The 21,653-nt window shown below is 59.2% G+C and carries 21 protein-coding genes and 1 pseudogene; 7 read left to right on the top strand and 15 right to left on the bottom strand.

All coding sequences use genetic code 11. From position 1 onward, the window contains the following. Window positions 1-472 precede the first annotated feature (472 nt). Complete coding sequence (locus IF809_RS15170; RefSeq protein ID WP_157461074.1) at window positions 473-1,162, top strand: hypothetical protein; 690 nt, start codon at window positions 473-475, stop codon at window positions 1,160-1,162. A 60-nt stretch (window positions 1,163-1,222) separates the two neighbouring features. Next, window positions 1,223-4,024 (top strand): trypsin-like peptidase domain-containing protein, encoded by a 2,802-nt coding sequence (locus tag IF809_RS15165; protein ID WP_028143542.1) that lies wholly within the window; start codon window positions 1,223-1,225, stop codon window positions 4,022-4,024. Window positions 4,025-4,737: 713 nt separating this feature from the next. Here IF809_RS15165 and IF809_RS15160 read toward each other — a convergent pair. The 15 genes and pseudogenes from IF809_RS15160 to IF809_RS15090 all read right to left on the bottom strand — a co-directional run bounded on the left by IF809_RS15160 (window position 4,738) and on the right by IF809_RS15090 (window position 16,543). Further along, the gene (locus IF809_RS15160; RefSeq protein WP_028143541.1) at window positions 4,738-6,030 is read right to left on the bottom strand and encodes a type II toxin-antitoxin system HipA family toxin; all 1,293 of its coding nucleotides are present in this window, start codon (window positions 6,028-6,030) and stop codon (window positions 4,738-4,740) included. Beyond that, window positions 6,027-6,320: a helix-turn-helix domain-containing protein gene (locus IF809_RS15155; RefSeq protein ID WP_035711448.1), complete on the bottom strand. Its 294-nt coding sequence runs from the start codon at window positions 6,318-6,320 to the stop codon at window positions 6,027-6,029. Before IF809_RS15155 ends, IF809_RS15160 begins: the two co-directional genes overlap by 4 nt. A gap of 264 nt (window positions 6,321-6,584) precedes the next feature. Further along, on the bottom strand, window positions 6,585-6,707 hold the full coding sequence (locus IF809_RS15150) for a hypothetical protein (protein ID WP_306330604.1): 123 nt from the start codon (window positions 6,705-6,707) through the stop codon (window positions 6,585-6,587). Window positions 6,708-7,449: 742 nt separating this feature from the next. Beyond that, window positions 7,450-8,865: a hypothetical protein gene (locus tag IF809_RS15145; RefSeq protein ID WP_035711445.1), complete on the bottom strand. Its 1,416-nt coding sequence runs from the start codon at window positions 8,863-8,865 to the stop codon at window positions 7,450-7,452. A 25-nt stretch (window positions 8,866-8,890) separates the two neighbouring features. Further along, complete coding sequence (locus IF809_RS15140) at window positions 8,891-9,289, bottom strand: hypothetical protein (protein WP_028160485.1); 399 nt, start codon at window positions 9,287-9,289, stop codon at window positions 8,891-8,893. Window positions 9,290-9,678: 389 nt separating this feature from the next. Beyond that, window positions 9,679-9,987: a hypothetical protein gene (locus IF809_RS15135; protein ID WP_028160486.1), complete on the bottom strand. Its 309-nt coding sequence runs from the start codon at window positions 9,985-9,987 to the stop codon at window positions 9,679-9,681. Window positions 9,988-10,036: 49 nt separating this feature from the next. After that, window positions 10,037-10,288 (bottom strand): hypothetical protein, encoded by a 252-nt coding sequence (locus tag IF809_RS15130; protein ID WP_370126333.1) that lies wholly within the window; start codon window positions 10,286-10,288, stop codon window positions 10,037-10,039. A gap of 104 nt (window positions 10,289-10,392) precedes the next feature. After that, window positions 10,393-11,739 (bottom strand): radical SAM family RiPP maturation amino acid epimerase, encoded by a 1,347-nt coding sequence (locus IF809_RS15125; protein WP_100213762.1) that lies wholly within the window; start codon window positions 11,737-11,739, stop codon window positions 10,393-10,395. A 248-nt stretch (window positions 11,740-11,987) separates the two neighbouring features. Continuing rightward, window positions 11,988-12,362 (bottom strand): Nif11-like leader peptide family natural product precursor, encoded by a 375-nt coding sequence (locus IF809_RS15120; RefSeq protein ID WP_018645240.1) that lies wholly within the window; start codon window positions 12,360-12,362, stop codon window positions 11,988-11,990. A gap of 1,089 nt (window positions 12,363-13,451) precedes the next feature. Then, window positions 13,452-13,688 (bottom strand): hypothetical protein, encoded by a 237-nt coding sequence (locus tag IF809_RS15115; protein WP_232208683.1) that lies wholly within the window; start codon window positions 13,686-13,688, stop codon window positions 13,452-13,454. Between the two features lie 17 nt (window positions 13,689-13,705). Then, entirely contained in the window at window positions 13,706-14,356 is a 651-nt protein-coding gene (locus IF809_RS15110) for an NAD(P)/FAD-dependent oxidoreductase (RefSeq protein ID WP_071916585.1), read from the bottom strand. After that, window positions 14,313-14,543 (bottom strand): FAD-dependent oxidoreductase, encoded by a 231-nt coding sequence (locus tag IF809_RS15105; RefSeq protein ID WP_245289550.1) that lies wholly within the window; start codon window positions 14,541-14,543, stop codon window positions 14,313-14,315. Before IF809_RS15105 ends, IF809_RS15110 begins: the two co-directional genes overlap by 44 nt. A 34-nt stretch (window positions 14,544-14,577) precedes the next feature. Next, a pseudogene (locus IF809_RS15100) lies at window positions 14,578-15,064 on the bottom strand (sugar phosphate isomerase/epimerase); the annotation flags it as partial. Between the two features lie 913 nt (window positions 15,065-15,977). Continuing rightward, window positions 15,978-16,277, bottom strand: coding sequence for a hypothetical protein (locus IF809_RS15095; protein WP_223153739.1), 300 nt, complete (start codon window positions 16,275-16,277; stop codon window positions 15,978-15,980). Continuing rightward, window positions 16,274-16,543, bottom strand: coding sequence for a hypothetical protein (locus IF809_RS15090; RefSeq protein WP_223153738.1), 270 nt, complete (start codon window positions 16,541-16,543; stop codon window positions 16,274-16,276). The genes IF809_RS15095 and IF809_RS15090 overlap by 4 nt, the downstream gene beginning before the upstream one ends. 235 nt (window positions 16,544-16,778) lie before the next feature. Between IF809_RS15090 and IF809_RS15085 the strand changes: the two genes are divergently transcribed. The 5 genes from IF809_RS15085 to IF809_RS15065 all read left to right on the top strand — a co-directional run bounded on the left by IF809_RS15085 (window position 16,779) and on the right by IF809_RS15065 (window position 21,421). After that, a complete protein-coding gene (locus IF809_RS15085; RefSeq protein ID WP_049803097.1) occupies window positions 16,779-18,317 on the top strand; it encodes a phosphoenolpyruvate hydrolase family protein in 1,539 nt (512 codons plus the stop codon). Window positions 18,318-18,345: 28 nt separating this feature from the next. Beyond that, window positions 18,346-20,124 carry an FAD-dependent oxidoreductase gene (locus IF809_RS15080; RefSeq protein WP_212477297.1) on the top strand — a complete coding sequence of 593 codons (1,779 nt, stop codon included), beginning with the start codon at window positions 18,346-18,348 and terminating at the stop codon, window positions 20,122-20,124. A 328-nt stretch (window positions 20,125-20,452) separates the two neighbouring features. After that, the gene (locus tag IF809_RS15075) at window positions 20,453-20,929 is read left to right on the top strand and encodes an Lrp/AsnC family transcriptional regulator (RefSeq protein ID WP_080588720.1); all 477 of its coding nucleotides are present in this window, start codon (window positions 20,453-20,455) and stop codon (window positions 20,927-20,929) included. Window positions 20,930-21,002: 73 nt separating this feature from the next. Then, a complete protein-coding gene (locus IF809_RS15070) occupies window positions 21,003-21,293 on the top strand; it encodes a pyruvate kinase alpha/beta domain-containing protein (protein WP_081369388.1) in 291 nt (96 codons plus the stop codon). Further along, a complete protein-coding gene (locus IF809_RS15065) occupies window positions 21,290-21,421 on the top strand; it encodes a hypothetical protein (protein ID WP_244429220.1) in 132 nt (43 codons plus the stop codon). The genes IF809_RS15070 and IF809_RS15065 overlap by 4 nt, the downstream gene beginning before the upstream one ends. The last annotated feature ends 232 nt before the right edge of the window (window positions 21,422-21,653 follow it).

Below are 21,653 nucleotides of genomic sequence, written 5' to 3'. Positions count from 1 at the left end.
TGTATTGCAATCACGATAGCATGCTGTGCGTATGGCAAAGCAGAAGCGGACCAGGAAGGTCACCGTCAAGCCGCGGTCCGGCAAGGGCAAGGCCGGCTCGCAATCTGGCGCAAGGGAGGCGGCGGTCGCGGCCGGGCCCGTGACCCTGGACGAAGCGCGCGTGCTTGCCGGCGTATCAGCGCCGGCGCGGCCACGCGCGGCTGGTCTCGAGACCGCACGGGCAGCGGTAGCGCAGTCGCCGTCGCTAAGGACAATTGGCCAGGAGCGCGAAAAGCTGCGACGCGAACAGCGCAGCGAGCGCGTTCGCCGGACCCGCGAATACCAGGCAGTCATGAAAATCATGAAGGCCCGCGGCACGTTGCCGCCGCGAGCGGGACGCGGGGAAGGCGGCGCCGAGGCGGCAGGCGAGCGCGGCGAGGCGTTCGCGCCTCTGCAGATCCTCGCCGAAGGCGATTCGTGGTTCGAATATCCCGTGCCGCTGTTCGGCGGCGGCATCGTTCCGCGACTGGAGCGACGGCTGGGCGTGCCCATCCTCAACCTGGCGAAGACGGGCGATGAGGTTCGTTTCATGCTGGGTGTCGAGGAGCGCACGACCCTGACCGAACGATTGACGAACGGCAGTCCCGCGGGCGGCGATTGGGACCTGCTGCTGTTTTCCGGAGGTGGAAACGACATCGTCGACAATCCGATGGCGCTCTGGGTCAAGGACTGGAATCCGACTCAGCCACCAGCGGCGCACGTCAATCAGCCGCGCTTTGCTGCGGCCTTGGCGCTGGTGCGCGCCGGATATGAGGATCTGATTGCAATCCGCGACAAATGCAGCCCCGACACGCATCTCATCTTTCATGGTTATGATTTCGCCATACCCGACGGCCGCGGCATCTGCAAATTCGGACCGTGGCTCAAGCCGACCTTCGGTCTGCGCAACTTTCCGACGATTGCGTCGGGCCAAGCCGTCGTCAGCGAGATGCTCGGGCAGTTTGAGGCGATGCTGGAGTCGCTGAGCGGTCCTCGGGTGACGGTCGTCAGGACGCAAGGTGTGCTGGCGCCGCAGGTGTCCTCCTGGCACAACGAACTCCATCCTGCGAAGGCGGGGTTTGAGCAATTCGCCGACTTGTTTCATCAGAAGATCAAACAACTTTTTCCGGCGCGCGTCGCTTGACCGGCGACAAGTTCGCCGGCGACGCCGTAATCATTTTCCAGCAACCGCGGAGCGCGAACGATGGCCGACAAATCCCAACGAAGCGATCTGATCGAGTTCGTCAAACGGTTGCTCGCGCGCAATCCCGACGCGGCGCAGAGCATCGCCAAACGGATAAGGGACAAGGCCGGTCTCGAGACGGCAAACCTCGAGGAAGCGCCGCCAAGCCCGCGTGATGTGATTGACCTTTTGACACGCAGTCCGATCGCCGATCTGGAGACGATCGTGTCTGAGGAGAGACCGGTTTTCTTCGTCGAGCGAAATGGAGAAGCCGGTCTCAATTTTGAGGATGTGTCGCTTATCGGTGTCGAGGCACAGACGCTGTTCGAATTGTCGAAGCAAAGTCGCGCGGTTCCGGAAGGCTTGGTCGACCGGGTCGGCCGCATCGACCTCGTGGACTTTCCGGGCGGTGCGCCATTCGCGGGGACAGGCTGGTTGATCGATGCCGGAATTATCGTGACCAACCGCCACGTGGCGAATGTCTTCGCGCGGCGACAAGGGCAGGGCTTTGTGTTCCGTCAAGGCGCCGGCGGCGGGACGATGAGCACGGTTTGGGATACCGGTCATTTTCGCGATGCGGCATCTGGTGGGCTGCGCCGCCAGATTGCCGAAGTGCTCTACATCGAGCCGGATGATGGGCCGAACGACATCGCCTTCATGAGGCTTGCGTCCCTTGGCCACGGGGATGAACTGCCGCCGTTCAAGATCGCAGGATCCGACGCTCTGGAAAACACCGCCGTTTTCACGCTCGGCTACCCCGCCAAGGCACCGCCATCGCGCATCTCCGATCAGGCGCTGATGCAGCGGCTCTATCGTGGCATATATGACGTGAAGCGGTTTGCCCCCGGCTACATCACGGCGCCGCGTGCCGGTGCCACGACGCATGATTGCACGACGCTGGGCGGCAACTCCGGATCGGTGGTCGTCGATTTCAAGACCCGCGAAGTCGTCGGCCTGCACTTCGCCGGCATCTATAAGGAGACGAACCTGGCGGTCCCGGCCAGCCAGCTCAACTTTTACGTAGCGAAAAAGCGCTGGACCCTGCCTCTGGTGATCGAGTCCCGGCCGGCGATCGCACAGGCGCCGCAGCCCGCCCCCGGCGGGCGGGGCACGGTGAGCGTCACGGTGCCGGTCACCATCACGGTCGACCTCGGCACGATATCGACTGTGGCCGGTGCGGCCCGTGTCGGGATGTCGGTCGAGCATGCCGCCGAGGCGTTCTGGAAGCAGAAGCCGGAAGGCGTGCTCGCAGCGCGCGTCGGCTATCTTGAGGATGACGGCCGCATCGGCGATACGCCCTGCATCGCCGTGTCAGCGCAACCAGGCGCGCTGGAGGGGCTGCGCGCGGACGGACCGCATTCGTTCCAGGGCTATCAGGTCCAATACGCCCCGGCCACGGTCGAAGAGCAGCTCGAGGGCCTGATGTCTCTCGAGGCCGCCGCGGCTCCGAACGCTTACGACGACGATGCCCGCCGCGATCCAAAATACCAGTTGAGTCCGGTCGAAGAACTGATGACGGTGCGCGCGCACGTCAGCCCGGAATACGGCTTCGATGAGCTGAAGGCCTTTATGAGCGAGGATGCAGGCTCCTGGGTTTCGGCGATATACGAATTTCGTGCATCAGCCATTAGCGACCTGATGGCAAAACGTCTCGCTGCCGGAACGAAGATCATCCTGGCAGCCGACTTCAAGACGTTCGCTGACGTTGACGACGAGACTACCGAATTCGATGCAGAGGCGATCTTTCAGAAGTGGGCCGATCGGTTCGGCGATGGCAAGTTCAAGCGCATCGCCGTTCCGCTCGGAACAACCGGCCTGGTTCAGCAGTCCTATCACATCAAGGTCACCGTCCGGAACGATGACAAGTTCTGGCTGTCCTCTGGCAACTGGAAGAGTTCGTCGAGCCAGCCGATCATCGATCCATCCGAGCGCGACAGGGCTACGGAGGAGGACCTGCCCGGCAATCGCGAGTGGCACGTGATTGTTCAAAGCCCAACTCTAGCCGAGCGATTTCGCGAGCACATCCTTCAGGATGTGCGGCGGTCGCATGACCTTGGCGGCAAGGAAGTGCCGGTGAAAGCGGATGATCGCGAGCCGCTGGTCGATGTGCCGGAGTCCGTCTTCGAAGCCATCGAGCGGCCGCGCGAACGCCGGCCGCCAGCGCGGCTGAAGAAGCCCCTGGAGATCACCGAAAGCATTGTCGCGGCCCCTCTGCTCACGCCCGACCGCGAAGGCGGAGTGTACAGCGAGGCCGTTTTGAAGCTGATCCGCTCCGCAAGGCGCAGCCTCGTTTTCCAGATCCCCTATATCGGAATGCCGAGCAACCCGCGGCAGCATCGCGGCTACATCGACGATCTGATCGGCGAACTGACCGACAAGCTGGTTTCGCTGGACGATGCCCGCGTGATCCTGCGCGCGGACAGCAGCAAGAAGTTCTCGGATCCCACCCACTCTGCCTGGTATTTTAAGTCGAAGGGGGTCGACATCGACTCGCGTCTCAAGCAAATCCCCAACCATCATACCAAGGGTATGGTCGTCGACGGCAAGCGCGTCCTGATCGGGAGTCACAATTGGAGTGGCATGGGGGTATCGACCAACCGCGATGCTTCACTGATCTTCGATCACGCCGGAATTGCAAAGTACTTTGCGGACGCGTTTGAGATCGACTGGGATCGCGCCGACCCGGTCCCGCCCAAAAAGTTCGTCCCACGGCCGCGCGGCGAGGAGAGCGTCCTGATGGTTCCACCGGGAGACGAGGCGCCGCAGCGGCCCGGCTATCGTCGGATGCGACTCTCGGACTATCTCGCAATGGTGGATGAATGAGAGCGACTCAAGCCGCCATGTCCAACTGCCCATTGCCGCCAACATCGAGCAGATCGAAATTGCCGTGCTCCTTCAGCCAATAACAGGTCGGCCGTCTTCGATCTAGGTTGTCCATTAGCCGGGCCCCCCGGATGGGTGCAAATCGAACTTCTCCTCCATTTTGGACGACGTCTTTGGAAAGCTTGGAAAACGGGCGCAGGTCTATACGTTTTCGGGAAACCACGACATGTACCGGGACGGCGCGGAGATTTCAGTTGCAAGTAACTACCGACGCCGAATCTGGTGATCCCCTTACAGGGGGTTCCGCTCGTTAGCTCGGGCCGGTCGCTCGCGAATCCCTCTGCAAAGTAGCACCCTGCGACAACATGGCGCGTGTAATATCAAGCTTGAGCCGGCCAACCCTCAGCTTCTTCGGTGTCCACATCGAAGAACTTGAGCGGTCGGGATGGCAATTGGCACTGGCTGTCCTATCTCGGCGTGCGCGAGAGCCAATCGTACACCTTCGATATTATGTCTTTTGATAATTGTTTTCTTAGTTGATTGTCTGCCTCGCGGTCGAACGATTTTATTAGCTCGTCCTTTTCCGGCGGTGTCTTCGATGCCTTCCAAATCTTCACCCAAACTTTGGTCATCGGATTTGAGCGTCGGAACGGGCGCCGACGGCGTCCGTCGGCGTCACGCCTATCTCATCGACGATCCCGAGCGCGGCGCGTTCACGCCGAGTATTGCTGCACAATCGCTTTGCCGCGCGCCGAGATTCCGTCCAGCACCGTGTCAAGCACCGGTTCTTTCAGGCCCTCGACCCTCGCCTCCTTCACGACGTCGCTGAGCGCGTCGGGAATCTTCTCGCCGAGCGCCACCAATCGCGCGATCATCTCGTCGGGATCCATTTTCATCAGTTCCCCCTGGCGTCTCCAATGCCGCGGCAGGACTTCTGAGAACTTGTAATAGCCGCCGATCTTCATCGCCATGCGCAGGCGTCGCCGCTCATGTTCGTCGTTGTCGTAAGGCACGAGGCTCAGGACGTCGTAGAGTGGCGCAAGAAACATCCGCCGGCCCGGGAGGTGGATGACTGAGAAGTTCTTCGCGTGCGCGTCGGTACCGAGCACCAGGAAGCTGAAGGCGATCATGTCAGCGAACGCCGCCTTGTCCGCCTCCGGATCGGTAGCATAGCGCAGCACGTCGTTGGTGATCTGCTCGATCGAGGGTCCGCCCTCGCTCTGGTACTTGACGGCGGGATGCACGCCGAGCGCCTGGCACATGTCTTCCTGGTGGAATCGTCTGACGACGCCATCCTTGTCGATCTCGCGGTCGTACCGGGTGACGACGATCGCGACCTCTTCGCCAAACTTCCCGACCTTAGCTTCGGCCGCCGTGATCCCGAGGTGGTTCGCGAGGCGCAGGCACGCGTACTCGTTCTCGGTCGTGCCTCGCAGGTGAGGCATCGGCGGCTTGAGGATGTGCGTGGTCGCCCGGCGGCCGCTCGGTACGCCCCATCGCTTTCCGTCGAACAGTAAGGCCATCTTCGGCTGCGCGCCGGCGAGACTGAAATGCCCCCGGTCGCCGTCGCGACGTCCCGTCCAGGTCCTCTCCTCGCGCAGGCGCTTGAGGCGGTTCGCGACCTCCGCCTCGTCGATCCACTGAACCTCCCCAGGCGAATCCGCATTGGCGGCCATCCACTCGTCGGTGACGATCTGGATCGCGCCGGCGCAATCCTCTCCGACCTTCGACAGCAGAGCGAACGCGCTGTTCGGCGACACGCCGTAGATCTGTCCCCATTTCTGCAGGGTCTGGTCGCTGTCCGGAAGCAGATTCCAGAGATAGTTGGCCACCTTCGCGCCGGAGTGCTTCTTGGCGGCGAGAGGCAGGGACATCGAAAGCGGAATTTGAACCCTGTCGGCCGCGAGCCAACCATCGGCGTACTCGATGGCCAGGACGCCGGTATCCATCTGCTCGAGACGGCCGATCGGGACGCCGCCCATCAGGACGTTCATGAATTTGCTCATCGCCGCCGTCCCTTGAGAAAGCTCGGCTCGTCGAGCGCCAGATCACCGGTATCCAAGTCGTTGTTCCGTAGAGATCCCGGCACACTGTCGATGTTCAGGTCGATCCCCAGCGCGGCGAAGGCCTTTAGCACCGTTCCGAGGCTCGGATTCTCCAGGCGGCCGGTCTCGAACTGCGAGATCCACTCTTGGGTGGTCCCCAGCGTCTGGGCGAGTTGCTTCTGGGTCAGCTTCCGCCGACGGCGGGCTTCCCGGACGGCCAGTCCTAAGTCACTGATTGTCTTCAAAATCATGCCGTCATCCCGTATGAGATTTAAGATATATAGGCCGAATATGATTTTTACGCGATATCAAAAGGATATTAGTTTTACATAATATCTTAGAATAGGCCATAAAACTCATATGGGTGCGATCGGCGCTCGCTCGCTCGCCCGCGATCAGCCTGAACGACTTCGCCGCCTTGGTTGCGGGTCCGCCGCATGACCACCGTGCCGCGGCCCCGGTGAAGTACCCGGGGGCACGTTTCTATGCCCACGGTGAAAAACGGATAAAGGCGGTCAACGTCTGCAGGCGAGGGCGATCTCGCGCAGGTAGATCTCCGCCTTGAGGAAAGCGATCTCGTCGTTGACAGCCGCCTCGCCGACGTCGATGTACCAGGATCTGGGCTGCCGTCGCTCCATCTGTAGCCGCGACGTTTCAGGACATCCTTCAGATCGAACGGCGACTGCTCGGCCCACAGCCTTACCGTTCTCTTTCGGGCTTGCTCTAGCAGCACCGCAAGCGCCGGCGCGCCTGCGGATGGTAGTCAGGATCTTGATGAGGGCGTGACAGTCGTCGGCCCTGTGCGCATGGTGAAAGAAGCCGGCACCGTTCAACAGGGATCCGAGTTGGGCTCCCGCGAATCCATGGTGGCGCCGTTCCACCTCGGTGGCCGAGCAACCCCATGCCTTGTGCTCGAACACGGCCCCGAAGCGAAGGCTTCGGATCCTAGGGCAATCAGCAGCAACGCAACAGTGACCCCCGCCGTACGATCCTCACCCTCCCTCTATATTCTGTTTGGCTTGGAGAGAGCAGGCCTGAATCGTGCAGGCGACGCAAATTAGCAATCGTGCGCTGGAGCAAAGTGCTCTGAGACTGTTGCTCGAACGCTTCGGTGCTGCAGCGTCAAAGGCCGGACAAGAGCGTGAGTTCTTTAAGACGTGGGGTCGTTCGCGGCTGTTACGCAGGCCGCACCGACCGCGTTGCTTTTGACGTCCTCGACCTCAACCGCGATTTCGAAGTCAGGAGGCGGTATCATCCAAACAGCACCGCCACTGCGACGTGATCGAGAAGGCTGGAAGTAGAGCGCCAGCCGCGCGTTGAACGCAGGCGTCCTCCGGTATCAGGTATCGAGCATCCCGACGAGCGCCGAAAAGCAGACAGTCAACTATCGGTCGCCGCTCGCGCTCTCGCATAAAAGGCCTGAAGTTTTCTGGACAAGAAGTTGCTCGGCGCGGCCAGAGCCGCATCGAACACCCAGTTTATTAGCCCCAACTGCTCTTTTGCGCGGCCATCCTGCTGATCGCTCTCAATCCTTCGCTCCATGCAGACGCGCAGGCGGGCCAACTCCCGGCAGAGGCGTGAAGGCGCGCCAAATAGTAGCCATCGCGGCAGCTGGTCGTAGAACATCTCATGCCGGCCGGTCTGTGCGCACATGCTAAGAAACCGCGACAGCGGAAACTCCATGGTGAGGACGCCAGCTGACTTCGCTTCCTCAAAAAGCCGTTTCTGCATACTCGCCATGGCGTCGAAAACTTCCAGGGCGCGCGTCATCGACGGCTGTTCCTGCTCTCGAGACCGCAAGTAGGCGCGGAGACGTTCGAGGCGTTCCCTTGCCGGTGGATGTGATCGAGGCGCGGTCTCTTGGGACAGATCCTCAATCCATGCAGCCAACGTCAGGATCAGCCACGCCCCCAGAGTGCCCGATATAGCCACATCATCTCCATCGGCAGAGCCGATCAATTCCCGAAACGCGAAACCATCAGCAGCGAATTCCATCTCGAAGTGACTTGTATCTGTTGTGGACAGGTCTCCAGCCGCCACATGCCCGCACTCATGCAGGAGAAGGAACTGGATTGCGAAAAATCTAAGGTTGCTCCCAGCCTCAAGTGGGTGCCCCCAACGCCGGACGTCGGTGACAAGTGGAATTGCTCCAAGTTCCCTGATCACGTCCGGCGTGTCAGCTGTTCCGAGGTGAACGTACCGGTGGATCATCATTCCGAACTGCCAGCCGATCTGCTTAGAACACCGCTTGGCGAGGTAGGGCCGGCTGGAGAAGCGGACCAGCCGACGCCTTAGCCGCAGCAGCCACGGCTCTGAATCCTTTCCAAGCCCCTTTTTGGTCAATGCGTTTCCGAGCGTCTCGCATAGACTTGTGTCCGCGGGCAGCATGAGCATTTCGGCACCGCTCGAGATTAACGGCATCGCACCCATCGGCAACGCGATCACGTAGCCGAGTCCTTGTGATGACCTGAAGGAGTAGACGTGTCCGTTGAATTCTGCGTCGTTGACGGTTCCGGACGCGATCCCCGCGTCCGCTCGGCAGATTTGGCGGAGAGCCGGAGACTTCGAAATCAAGTCCTCGAAGGCGTTGTGCACCCAGTCTGTCCGCTTCAGAAACGAGGAGTAGCGATCGATAAACGTCCCATCCGCGATGCCTAGGACCTTGAATTGTGCTTCCAGATCCGGCGGCGCCCACAATAGATTCGACCCACCGCCGCACGGCGGCACGAGCTTCAGTATCCAGTCCAGCAACTCGGTCGTTTTCTGCAGCTCGGCTAGGAGTTGTTGTGGCGTCATCACTTTCTTTCCGGTCCCGGGCAGATCAGTCGCTTTTGTCCTTGGCTGGAACGCACCCTTTGCAGAGCGTCGCCACGCCTACCCGGAAGAAGAGTACCGCGACGCCCGCAAAGACTAGCGGACTCAGGGGGACAGTGCCTGCAATCGCCATCGGAAGGAGAACCGGCGTAATCCATTTGGCGAGAGCTTGCGCGTCGCCTGCGACGGACTGAAGGCCGGGGCAAATCCTCTCCAGCACATCTCGTCTCTTTACGAGAGACACAGCCTCGTTCAACGCAGATTGCTGTTCGGCTCTCTCCGGGTTCGTGTCGACTGGCTGTTCAGGTAGCGCGTTCATGCTGCCCCGGAGCGCCAGCTCGAGCTCCATGGACTGAAGCGAGTTAAGTACCTCTTGCTCAAATTGTGCCGTCTTAGCATTTTGCATTTGTCTGTACTCCGTATTCAGGTTGGAGCAGGGGCGCGCCGGGTTAGGCAGTAACCGGTATCAATGATCGTCTAGCCACTCTCGTAGGTTAGTCCCCCGGTCGGCACGAATAGTCGAAAGAAATAACGCGCAGGCTGAATCGTTGACGAAAAAGGGCTATGCCAACCGGATAGCTCCAGAGCGCGGCTCTGGTCGCTGCCCGTCAAGGCCCAAGCCCGCTCCCCGGCCGGTCGCTTCGGCGAGATCTGGCAGCATTACTACGGCGGCCGCCGCAAACAGGCGTGGCAGGACGGCAAAATCAGTGAAGTCATTGGGACTACGGCGTTACGACCTGTCCCGCCCTTGTCATCAAGCTGTTCTGGCTCGCAACCGTGTACGGATCGTGCTGATCATTTCGTGAATAGATCCGGTAGGGCCCAGCCGTTCGCTAGGGGCGTCTCGTGGATCACGATCCTGTGGTACGGCTTAGCTACCGGATTGGGAAATGCGAACAAATCTGTCGAGCCTTCGACGAACATGTTTGCTCCGAGCGGCGTCAGGGACGGCAGATGATCTTCAAGATAATCCACATGAGCTCGATTTGGAGCAAGCCCGTCCGACGGATAGAACGTGTAGCGCCCGCTGAAATCGGCCGCGATAATCTCAATCGCTACAAAGTACGTCTCGACCCGGTGAACATCCTGGGTAGCACCCGGCACGACTGCAGCATCTTTAAGATGCTTCCATTTTCCGCGACCAGGAATCAGTTCAGTCTCTCAGGTAATTGAGCATACTATTGCAGGCGTCATCGGCCTCAGCGAAGCTCTGCAGCGGCGAGCCGAGCACCCTGATCGCGCCACGGCTCTGGTCAAGCGGACGCCACGAAGCGACGTAGCCGAACCTTCCGCGAAAACCAGGACCGGTCGGGCCCTGCAAGCTTATAACGAACGAGTAGCCGCCGCTGCGTGCACTCCAAATTTCCATGTTTTTGACAGCGCGGTGGAACTGCAGGGGCATCATGCACCGTTCGCCTGGGCAACTCGACAATGAAATTCTTCCGGCGGACCCACTGGCGTACAAAATCCGAAACTCTAACCGCTGCCGGATGAAAGCGCAGTAGCAGGTCAGCTGGTCTGCCAGGCGAAGCTGTCGTCTAAGTCCTCTTCAATCACCCCGGCCGCGTATAACTGATCGAGCAGGTCGGCTACTGCGAGCACGCTCGCTCCGTCAGTTGTGACCTGCCTAACCAGCTCCGACGCTGTGCAGTTGCCGCAGGCGATTAGATGGCCAACGGAAGTCGGAGCGATGTCGTCGAGCACCCGGTGTTCCATGTTGCGTGACCGGAGATGAAAGCATCGGTTCCCGGCCTGGTATTGCAGGTCCCTGCGGAAGCGGATCGGCAATTTGGGAGCTGGGCTCTCGAGCATATGCTGGTCAATCATGCGCTGCAGCCCCTCGCGGAACTCGTCAGGCGTCCTGAAGAAGCGTTCACTCAAGACGCGGTAGCCGAGAGGCCAGCGTTTGCTACCCGGCACCGGCGTCACCAATTGTAAACGCCCCTGCAGCATATTTACGAGAAAGCCGGAAACACAGGCGATGGTCGTGTGATCGCCCTCCAGCAAGGCGATTGCATCATCTTTGTTGGCGACCCTAAGTTTCTCGCTCCGCTCGCGCGCGCGCCCAGCAAAAGCCTTTGCAGTCAGCGCCTCCTTGCCCTGCAGGACGAGTTCGACACCGATCAGCTCCTCAGGCGAAAACGCCATGTGAATCTGGTCGAGATGTGTTGTGCTCAGCGCGGAGAAACGATTTGTCACGGTGCGATAGCGCTTGAACAGTTCGAGCACGCGCGTGGTGAGCGCGCGATCCCTGATCGGGGCCGCCGTCGTTGTTTGTGGCAATGCGCCCGTGATCTGATAGTAGTCGAATAGAAAGCGGTCGTAGTGTGGGTTGTCCATAGGCTCTGTGGCCCAGTAGCAGAAACCAGTACGGGCAGCCGAACCAAACATCTCGCTCGCGATACCGACCACACCGCGCCAAAGCGCTGCATGCTCTTCGCTATATTCGTAATAGCCTTTGAAGCGGTCGGCCGAGAGGCCGCAGAACCAACAACCGACGGAGCAGCCGTCGCTCAGCTCGAAAGCGATGATCGGGTACGTGACCGACGCCGCCGTTACGCCCAATTCGTCGTTGCAGCGCCGGATTTGGCGCTCGCGCCAAGCATGAAAGCGAGAGTTGATCGTCGACATTTCGCCCTCTTCGCGCAGGATGCCGCGATGGCGCAACATCTCGCAGATAAACTCGTCCCACATCATAGCCAGGGGCCAGGGCGTAGACTCCGGCTTGAAGCGGTGTTTCAGGTAGCCGCCGCGCCAGAGCGGCAGCATCTTCATTGGGTCAACTTCGATGCCGTAGCGCTCTGTTACCGCGCGAGGAGAATCAACGTTCTCCGAAAGCGCCCTGCGGAACTCCAAGTCACAGCCAGCCGCTCCATGAAGCGCTTGATGTGTGACAACGTGCGCAGTTGCTCGGGGGTACGCCGGTCAAAGATCTGTCGGCAGTGTTCGGTGGCAGTGTGCGTCATACGGTGCGGGTGCGCCCTAAAGCCGCATCTCTAGGCCTGAAAGCAATGATCTCACGCCTGACGAGGCGTGATTTCAGTTCTCTTCGCACCGGTTCGTCTCCTTGAGGACGAGCCAATGCGATCAGAGCTGAAAACATGTCAGGCCGCGACCGCGACAACAACTACAATAAGCAAAACGATAGCGACCAGGTCACGGCCGGCTTCCGCGGCTTGCACGGCGCTCGTGGGTGCCTCCGACGATGAACTAGCCAACGCAGTGGTATGCACAATGCTGCTCAAGCCCGCACCGCTTAAATCCTGCCTGCCGCCGACAATCGCGTCGACCTGCATCAACTCGTGTCGGCCTGGCGCTCGGATGCTGCTCCTAATCTCGTCAACCGTGAAATCGTAGCCGTGACTTCTTCCGACCGCTACAATCGGTGCAAGACCTGTAGCACTCTGCTTAAGGTTTTCGAGCAGACTACCCTCTTTCGTTAGATTCTTGACAAACCGTTCTACCTCAGCCTGCGACATAGCCGGGCCTCTGCTGTTGCTACCTATCCGTCGCCTTGGAAGCGATCGGTGATCATGCCGTAACAAAGCAATCCGCATACCAAACTGAAGTTGCCGCTTTTGCGCTTTGTCCGACCGTGCGTATCGTCAACTTGCCGACATTGGTCTCGAACCTAACAAGCGCTCAGTGTCGAAGTCGCCGCTGAAATGTCCGCTTCCTCCAAGCTCGCCCTGACACGAGCGCCATCTGCATCACGCTGAGCGTCAATAGCAGCCGGGACAAAGTTGGCCGTTCGTATTGCCTCGCCTGAGATGAAACACGCCGCTTGATCGATGTAGCTCCGGTTGTCAGTCGGAGGTTGCATCATGACGCGCAGGATCGGAGGCGCCGGGGACGTCGCGAAGTGCCCATTACACGCAGTGGCAGCCGCAGTCCCGGGATCACCGGCACGGCCGCTCCTTTAGCCGTACGCGGGATGATCGGCTCGGCCGCTTTGCGTCTGAGCGATTTCGTTCTTCATCTAATTAGGTGAACAGTTCGCTCCGCGCTTGCCGGAACTCTCACGTAGGTCGCGCTCTCGTCTGTTCTCGCGCTGGCGCGACTATGATTAGCGGCCCGAGCATGGCTCAAATTGTAAGGCAGAACGACTGGTCGCGAGTAGAGATCGAAATTCACATGTTCGGTGCAAGACTGGGTCTGGCCGCGGTCCGCATCGCCTGGACCTCCTAACCAGCTTTACCGCCAGATGAATGCGATGCACGACGCAAATCTGCGCGCCGACTGCGAGGTCGGGCGGAATGAGACGTTGCTCGGAGATGATCGCATCAGACGTGGCAGATGCGGCCGCCGGTTTATCTCCCTTGCTTGACCTTTGTCAGCTTCTCGAAAGCCAGCCTCTTTAACACTCGAACTTGGCCTCTCGATGACGAAGCCACCCATGTCTGAATTCGTGACGAACTTCAGCTCACTCCCTGGGGGAGATCTTCAAGTGGCCTTTGTTCTCATAATAGAAAGGGGAGCTTTATGGATCCGAACCCGATCGATAATGCCCGTTCACCAGAATCACCAACGGCGCACGTCTGGACACAGGAAGATCATGATTTGTTCAGTCAGATCATAAATGAAGCTGGACCGATCATCATCTGCCGCACCTGAGGAAGCGGTAGATGTCTCATTTGCCGGGACTGAAGATAGTTGCCGCTCTCGTTGTGGAGCAAACAGTTCTCCGGCTCCGCCAGCAGATCGGGCACCGTCTGGCAGCCATGATTTCCAGCGGCAACACTCAGACCGAGCACCTCTTCGAAAGTCGTGCCCGGAACAACGAGCTCAGGCGAAAGATCAAAGATCTCACGGAAGCGCCGGTTTACAACTCGCAGCCGCCCCCACTATCGTAGAGGCAGAGACCCTGAGACATGTGCGTCAGCGCCGCATCCAGTCTCAGGTTCGTCGCATGCAACTCGGCTTTCTGATGCTTCAAACTGGTGATATCGCTATAAACGAGGATAACGCGCCCCTCTTGGGTCGGACTGCGGCTGACTCGTAGCCACCGTCCATCTGGGAGTTGAGCCTCGCTCGCCAATCCTTCGACGTCGTCAAAGACCTCACGTTGGGTAATTTCAGCTGCGGTTGATTCATCGCTCGGTACCTGGTCGGCTCGCAAAAGATCGGAATGGATAAGCTGCGAGGAGCAGCCGATGAATTCGCTCGCTCGGGAATTGATCAATGCTATCTGTCCGTTCGCATCTGTTTGTAGGAGCGTAGCCTGCGGGCCCAAGGTATCGATGCCCGAATCATGGCAGTCAGCAGCAGCCGCTCTGGAGCATGAGACGACAGATGTCCGCAGTGTCGCCGCATTGGCTCCTTCGGCGATCGGGATGCTCAATTTCCGAGGTCGGGCTCCCGTCGCCAGCATGAGCCGGTGATACGCTATTGCTGATCCGTTTGAGAGCGTGACAATACTGGCCGCGCGATCAATTGAAATCACTTCGCTGCCCTGGCGATAATCGATCCCCAAGCTCGGCAAGGCGTTCCGACGTGACAATCAATTTTGGTCCAGGGTTGACCTCGTCGCTCAGGACCGCCTTCGACAGAGGTGGGCGCTCATACGGCAGCGTACTTTCATTGCCGATGACCACCATGCCAGCAGCCTCCCGCAGAGCGACGGCAGCGGCGTTACCAGCTTCGCCCGCCCCAACGATCACTATCGTGGATTGGTTACTCACGCGACTAAACGATTTACGGGTGACGACTGCTCATCGTTCGCCGCCTCCTCAAACAGATTGCGCGCACCAGGGATTTGAGCAGGACAGCTTCCTGCCAGCGGTCCGTGGTGTCGTTGCCCAGCCGATCGCTAATTGCGTAAGGCTGTGGGCCAAGTTCGCATGCGAAGGTGAGGCGGGCATCCGCAGCAGCGCGTCTTCCAGCTCTTGAATCCGGATTTCGACCATCCAAGAAATAGGTCCAGCCAGATCTTGTGTTGAGGGAACGTGATCTCGACCTGTATCTGCTCGCGAGACGCAACACGGCCATGAAATGCCCAAGTGCGATCGAGCACTCGCCGCACCAGCGCTTCGTCCTCGTCCGAGATCGGATACCAGAATTCGCAGCTCACCAAGAAGTGCGAGAGATCGGCAAGCAGGCGCATCTCCGGAACCTGATCCATCAGGTCGAGCGTGAAGAGGAGATCCGTCGTCATCCTGTTGCGATGCGTTTCGAAGTAGATTACCCAACTTTACCCGGATGCTGAGTTCGTGCGCTGTGACCAATCCGACATCTTTTGAATAATAGCGAGCGGGGGCCAGAATTCCGCTCTTATCTCTTCTCCGCTGGCAGACCGGTTCGTCTGCTTTCTCCCAAGACTTGAGCCGCTGCCGGAGAAATCCGGCGGCGGTCTTTTTTGGGGCGTCATCATGCCCACTTGGCAGTCGAGATATCGAGGTGATTGCAGCCGGTCCGATGGACGGATAGCGTAACGATAGTCGTGCCTGACACATCCCGCCCGTTGCGCCGTCTCATGTAACGAAAAAGACGGGCTACGAAGTAGATCATGGGACGGAGCAGCACCGGAAACGATGTGATAAGTGGTTCAGGCTCATCCGAGGCCCGAACGGCGAGTTCATCGAGCTGGAAGCGCGCGCTGTCGCGGCCTCCCGATGCCGTGCACCCCCGCTGCAAATCGCTCGGAAATCTGTAATCCCGTGGGGTTCTTCAGCGGCGTCACCACGATCGCCTCCATAGAATAGCAATTAGCGACGGGGCCGCATCCAACTTTTAGCTAATGCCTATTGCAACGCCAGCTGCGATTGATTCCGGCGATATCGACGAGATCACCTCGCGAGGCAGCCCAGCATTGCCAGTCCCGAGCAGGAAATGCACAAACTGCGCTGAATTCCCCCTAGATCGTGAACCTGCTGTTGACGCTCCCAGATACGCATATCAGGTCGTCCTGAGACCGCTGTTGAGCGCGTCCTCACCAGCCAAACGGAAAAATGCATTCTCTCGAGCGACAACGATTCACCGAAGGCTTGAACCCGCACAGACTTCATCGCGGAAAGGCGGCCAGTCTTCTGGGGTCGTCAAGACAAACCCATGCTCGGGAAGCTGCGGATCACAGACAGTCCCGCGCGTCACTTTGCTCAAGTTGGCCGCTTCGAAGTCGTCCCATCCAAAAGCGCGGCCATTGGAAATGACGATCCGTGCTGGCCAAGACTTACCAGCTCCATCTCCTCGCTCATCGTCCGTGTAAGAGCCTCTGCTGGTAGATGGATGAGTCCGTCCAGATGGGAGCCAAATCGCTTCTCCGCTGCAGTAATTTCAGAATCGCTCGCGACGGCAAACAACGCCTTGAAGCCAAGGCTTATGAACCATTCCTTCCGCCGAAGTTCGAGCTCCTGTCCGGCATCAACAGGTACGCCCGCCGCCGACCGCTCGATCATAGATGCGCGCGGAAATTGGCGACGCCGGTGATGCCGGCATCCTTCAACGATTCGGCCCTATCCTCCCAGCAGGCGAACGGGTCGATCATGATTATCGCCGCATAGAGAGCCGTCGTTGCCTGGTCGAGGGTTAGCAAGTCTCGCAAAAGACAGTCGTTCCAGTCCAGGATTGGCAGGGTCGCCATGACCAGCAGGAAGCCTTTTGGAAGGCTGCGCAAGGAGGGCGCGTAGACTTGCAATTGTGCGCCTTTAGCTATGTCCGACATCTGTGTAGCAAGTTTGCCGCGAACTCTCGCTCTCAACGTTTCTACCCAATATTACCCATTTGGCCGCCTCACCAATCTTATACCCGGGTAGAGCCGGGTCTAGACCACCTATAGTTAGGTATGATCTGGGAGGAAGATCGTGTCTCACCATTGTACGGACGACCAGAGGTCGGCCCGTGATGGTAACCTGTCCGAACTAGCGACTGGATCCGCGACTACGGATGCGGTCGCGATCGTGGCCACGCTGGATACCAAGGGCCGCGAGGCGTCTTACCTTGCGGACATTATCGAGGCGTGCGGCCGCAAGACCATCCTGATCGACGTCGGCACTGGGAGGGATGGCGGCGACAAACCAGCCGATGCGAAGACCCCCACGGAACTCTTGAAGCAGATTGCTGAAAGGACGCGCAGTAAGGTTGGTGACCTCCTGGGGGCAGGAACGATCAGCGCGATTGTCGGGGTTGCGGGGGGTAGGGCAAGCGCGGTTTTCGGCGAAGTTGTGTCTGAGCTGCCTTATGGCTTTCCGAAATTTCTGGTGAGCAGCGCAAGGCCTGCGCTACTCGCCGAATTGGCCACTCACAGCGACATCATCCTCTATCCGACGCTGGTCGATCTGTTCGGCATCAATGTCTTTACCAGTAGGGTGCTCAAGAACGCGGGGCGGGCCATTGCGGCCACGCACTATGCTCCCGTCAAGCTTGGACGAGACAAGAAGATCGTTGCGATAACGGCCTTCGGCGTGACCACGCCGGCCGCGAATCAATGCGTAGCGCGGCTTGCCGACGCCGGTGTAGACGCGATCGTCTTTCCGGCTAACGGGGCGGGCGGCCATAAAATGGAGCAGCTGATCGCGGCTGGTGAATTCGACGCCGTCATTGATTTGACCATAACGGAGCTCGGAGACGAAATCGTTGGAGGCACCGCAAGCGCCGGTCCGGATCGGCTCAAGGCAGCGTCGCGGCAACAGATTCCGCAAGTGATCGCGCCCGGTGCGATCGATATGGTCAATTTTGGCCTGCCATCGAGCGTTCCTGATCAGTTTCGGGGTCGCCAGTTCTACGCCCATACGCCTTACACGACGCTCATGCGCACAACTGCGTCTGAGAACGCGAGCATTGGCCGGCTTACGGCAGAACGGCTATCGCGTGCCAAAGGACCCACGATGGTCCTTTGGCCGGCGAAAGGCGTATCCGATTACGTAGTTGGCGGTATCGAGGCTTGGGATCCTCTCCGGCTCGACCTCGATGCTCTCTTGGACAAGTTCTGGGCTGCTGGGTTCTCCGGCGTCATCAACTATCCGACGATCTCAACCATGGGCGACAACTGGCGTGACCGCCGCGGCCGCGTCGGCCTTGGCTTTGAACGTGAGGTCGAACTGATCGCTCTCGCGCGAAAGAAGAATATCTTTTCGCTCGCCTATGTCGCAAGCCCTCAAGACGCCAAAGCGATGGCAAGTGCAGGGGCCGACTGCATCGTCCCACATGTCGGCGCAACGCGCGGTGGCCTTGTCGGTCATGAGGAGGGGCAATCCGTTAAGGAGGCGATCCGGCGCATCAATGAGATCAACGCGGCGGCGCGAAGCATCCGGTCGGACGTGCTCTCGCTTTGCCATGGTGGGGCAATTGCCGAGCCTGAAGATACGATCGAGGTCTATCGGACGACCGAGTGTGTTGGCTTTGTTGGCGCATCCTCGATCGAAAGAATTCCAATTGAGCGGGCAGTGAAAACAGCGGCGGCGGAATTCAAAGCTGTCCCGCTTCCGCAAACTCATTGATGTTCACTGCAACGTGCAGCGAGGCCGCATGAACGCGCCAAATGACCGAGCTAAGCCGGACACGATTGCTTTCGCCTCAAAAGGAGGGACGAGAGCGGATCAGGACTGGGAGACAGATGTCCTCGTGATCGGAAGCGGTGCGGCCGGGCTGTCGGCGGCGCTCGATGCGGCAAAGGCCGGACTGCGCGTCATTGTATGCGAGAAATCTCCGCGACTTGGCGGAACGACGGCCCTTTCGAATGGCATGATCTGGGTTCCTTGTTCTGCTCAGGCGCGCGCGGCTAACATCGATGACACCATCGCCAATGCGAGGACATACCTGCAGCACGAACTCGGCGTTCATTATCGTGCGCAATTCATTGATGCTTATCTTGAAGACGGCCCGGCGGCGCTAACTGCGCTCGAGAACGGCACGAGTGTCAAGTTTACCCTGGCCACTACGCCCGATTATCACTCGAGCCAACTTGGCGGCGCTGATAAGGGACGGGCACTGAGCCCGGCCCCCTATGATGGGCGGCTTCTCGGCAAGGACTTCGATTTGATTGGTGATCCCATTCGGGTTGTGCTCGGGGGCATGATGATCTCATCGAGCGAGGTGAGAAGCTTTCTCAACCCACTCCAATCTGTTGCGTCGCTCAAACACGTCGTAACTCGCCTGAGCCGCTATGCGCGGGACCGGCTCAGCTTCAGGCGTGGTACTGAGCTCAGCGGTGGGAATGCCTTGATCGCGCGGCTGCTGGTGAGCCTGCACGAGTACGGCGTAGAAATTTGGCCATCTTCTCCAGCGGTCGAACTCACGCAGGAAGGCGGGCGCGTCACGGGTGCCATTATCAAGCGGATCGACGTTGGCATCCGCGTGCGCGCCTCACGTGGTGTTGTTCTCGCAACTGGCGGCTTTGCCCGGAACGCGCAGTTGAGAACGGACGTCAGTGGTGCACACCAGCATGATGTTACGTTGGCCCACGCCGATGTTAACGGTGATGGCATTGGGCTTGCAACTACGCTCGGGGCCGCCATCGACAAAGATGTCGCATCGGCAGGCTTCTGGACGCCGGTGTCAATCCTGAAACGCGGCAGCGGCTCGCAGGTTGTGCCATACGGCTGGCTCGACCGGGGCCGTCCTGGGGTCATTGCTGTCGGTCCAAACGCCAGACGCTTCGTCAACGAATCGAATTCGTATCACGATATTTGCCTGGCAATGTTTGAAAACGGCTATCCAGCAGATAAGCGATTCTACTTCATCTGCGATCGCCAGTTCGTTCGATTGAGGGGCATGGGGCACCTACTGCCATGGCCCTGGACGTTGAGTATCGGTAAATATGTCCGCCTTGGCTACGTCAAGGCAGGTGAAACGATTTCTGAGCTCGCAAAGCAGCTGGGACTAGATCCCGCTGTGCTTCAAAAGACGATCGAGGAACACAACGCGCACGCTGCCCAAGGACGGGATCCCCTCTTTAAGCGTGGGGAATCGGCTTTCAATCGCACGCTCGGCGATCCGACCGTCGGAAAAAATCCAAATCTTGGACCAATCAAGAGCGGACCATTTGTCGCGCTGCCGATCGTTCCGGCAACGCTTGGCACGGCGACCGGATTGGCGACGGACAGTTACGGAAACGTCCTGGATGCACAAGGCAATGCAATCCAGGGTCTTTATGCTTGCGGCAACGACATGACGTCGCCGATGCGCGGGATTTATCCCGGGGCAGGCATAACAATCGGTCCCGCCATCGTATTCGCATATCGCACCGTCAACGCAATAGTGCTTTCCGCTGATCAGGAGCAAAAAGCCGTCGCCTCCAGAGCTTGACGATCTACCACACTCGTCTGTGGCGGGGAATATGTGCTCGGGTCCGGGGCGCGCATCGATAGAAACGTCGGCCCCGACCCGCGACATCCTCGAGGGGCGGCCGGGTTCGAGTTTGGTGAGCCCGGCGGAGGGGGAGATCGCCGCACCAACTGTCTACGATGTATCGCAAAGAGCTGGGCTCCCAACAGGTGTTCCAAGACATATGACAGCGCGAGAAATCGATCGTTCAACAGCTAGGCGGCGTAGTGAGGAGTCGAAAATGTCAGGACAAGCAGCGCAGGCGTCTGCTTCCCCGACGCGATCGCAATCCGCTGGCCGCGAGGCAGTGATGCAACTCGACAAGATCGATTTTCGTCTTCTTGATCTTGTCCAACGAGACAATCGCCTCTGTAGTGAACAACTTGGAGGGAAGGTCGGCCTATCCGCATCCGGAGTTCAACGTCGGCTGAAACGCCTTCGATCGACGGGTGTCATAGAGGCCGACGTTTCCATCATTTCTCCAAAAGCAATTGGCCGTAACGTGACCGCAGTGGTTCTCATTTCCTTGGAGCGCGCGCGTGCCGATACCGTTGATCGTCTAAAGAGGCAAATTCGCAACATGTCTGAAGTGATGAGCGCATTCTGCGTTACAGGTCTGGCTGACCTCGTCTTGCTCGTTACCGTAAACGATATGGAAGATTACGAGCGGTTTGCCCGGCGCCTTACAGACGAAAGTTCAGACATAAAGCGCATTGAAACAATGGTTGTCATGGATCGGTTCAAAGCAGGATTTACTTTGCCAATAGCCTCCATCGCATGGTGTTAAGCGACTGACGAAGAGGACATTGGCTTGCTCAACTACCGTCGACCGCAGTCCGTAAGGGGCGGCTTTGGTCTTTATGACTCGATCGATGTATCGGTCGCTGATTGAGGCTTCTCGAGCTGACGTGGAGAGTACCCCTTCGCATGCCGTCGCGGCCGCGGGGGCAGATCTTGCCGCTAAAATTGGCGCCAAGGTCATCATCGGGTTCACGGCAGGCGGGACGACGGCTGCTCGGATCTCGCGCAGCCGGCCGCCGGTGCCGATCCTTGCCCTTACCCCCGGACGAGAAAGTGGCTCGGCGCATGTGCTTGTTGTGGGGGGGGGCGCAGTGCCGTGTCTAGCGGTCCTTCTGGTTATGAGGAGATGACGCGGATCGCCTCGGCGGCCGCGCACCACGAAGGCTATATTCGATTGGGCGACTTGGCTTTGATTGTCTCTGGAGTGCCGTTTGGACTTAGAGGCGCGACAAACAATCTTCGCGTTGTCGCTTGTTAAGACAATGCCCTTATCGCGCTGCAGAAGGCCACCCGATCGTCATATGGACCACCTCAGGATTCAGCTGTGACCGGGCCCGATATTGCTTGAGTTCGAGGCAGCATCAGCCTTCCAAGCTGAATACGAGGGTTCGATTCCCTTCACCCGCTCCACTCCCTCCCAAACTTTCCTAGAAATTCCGTAAATTATCGAAATACATAGACTTTTCGGGCTGTGTTTGATACGTGTATTC

It is taken from the genome of Bradyrhizobium sp. UFLA06-24 (assembly GCF_054967145.1).
Note: the sequence above shows the minus strand (reverse complement) of the source record. Positions and strands in the feature narration are given on the sequence as shown.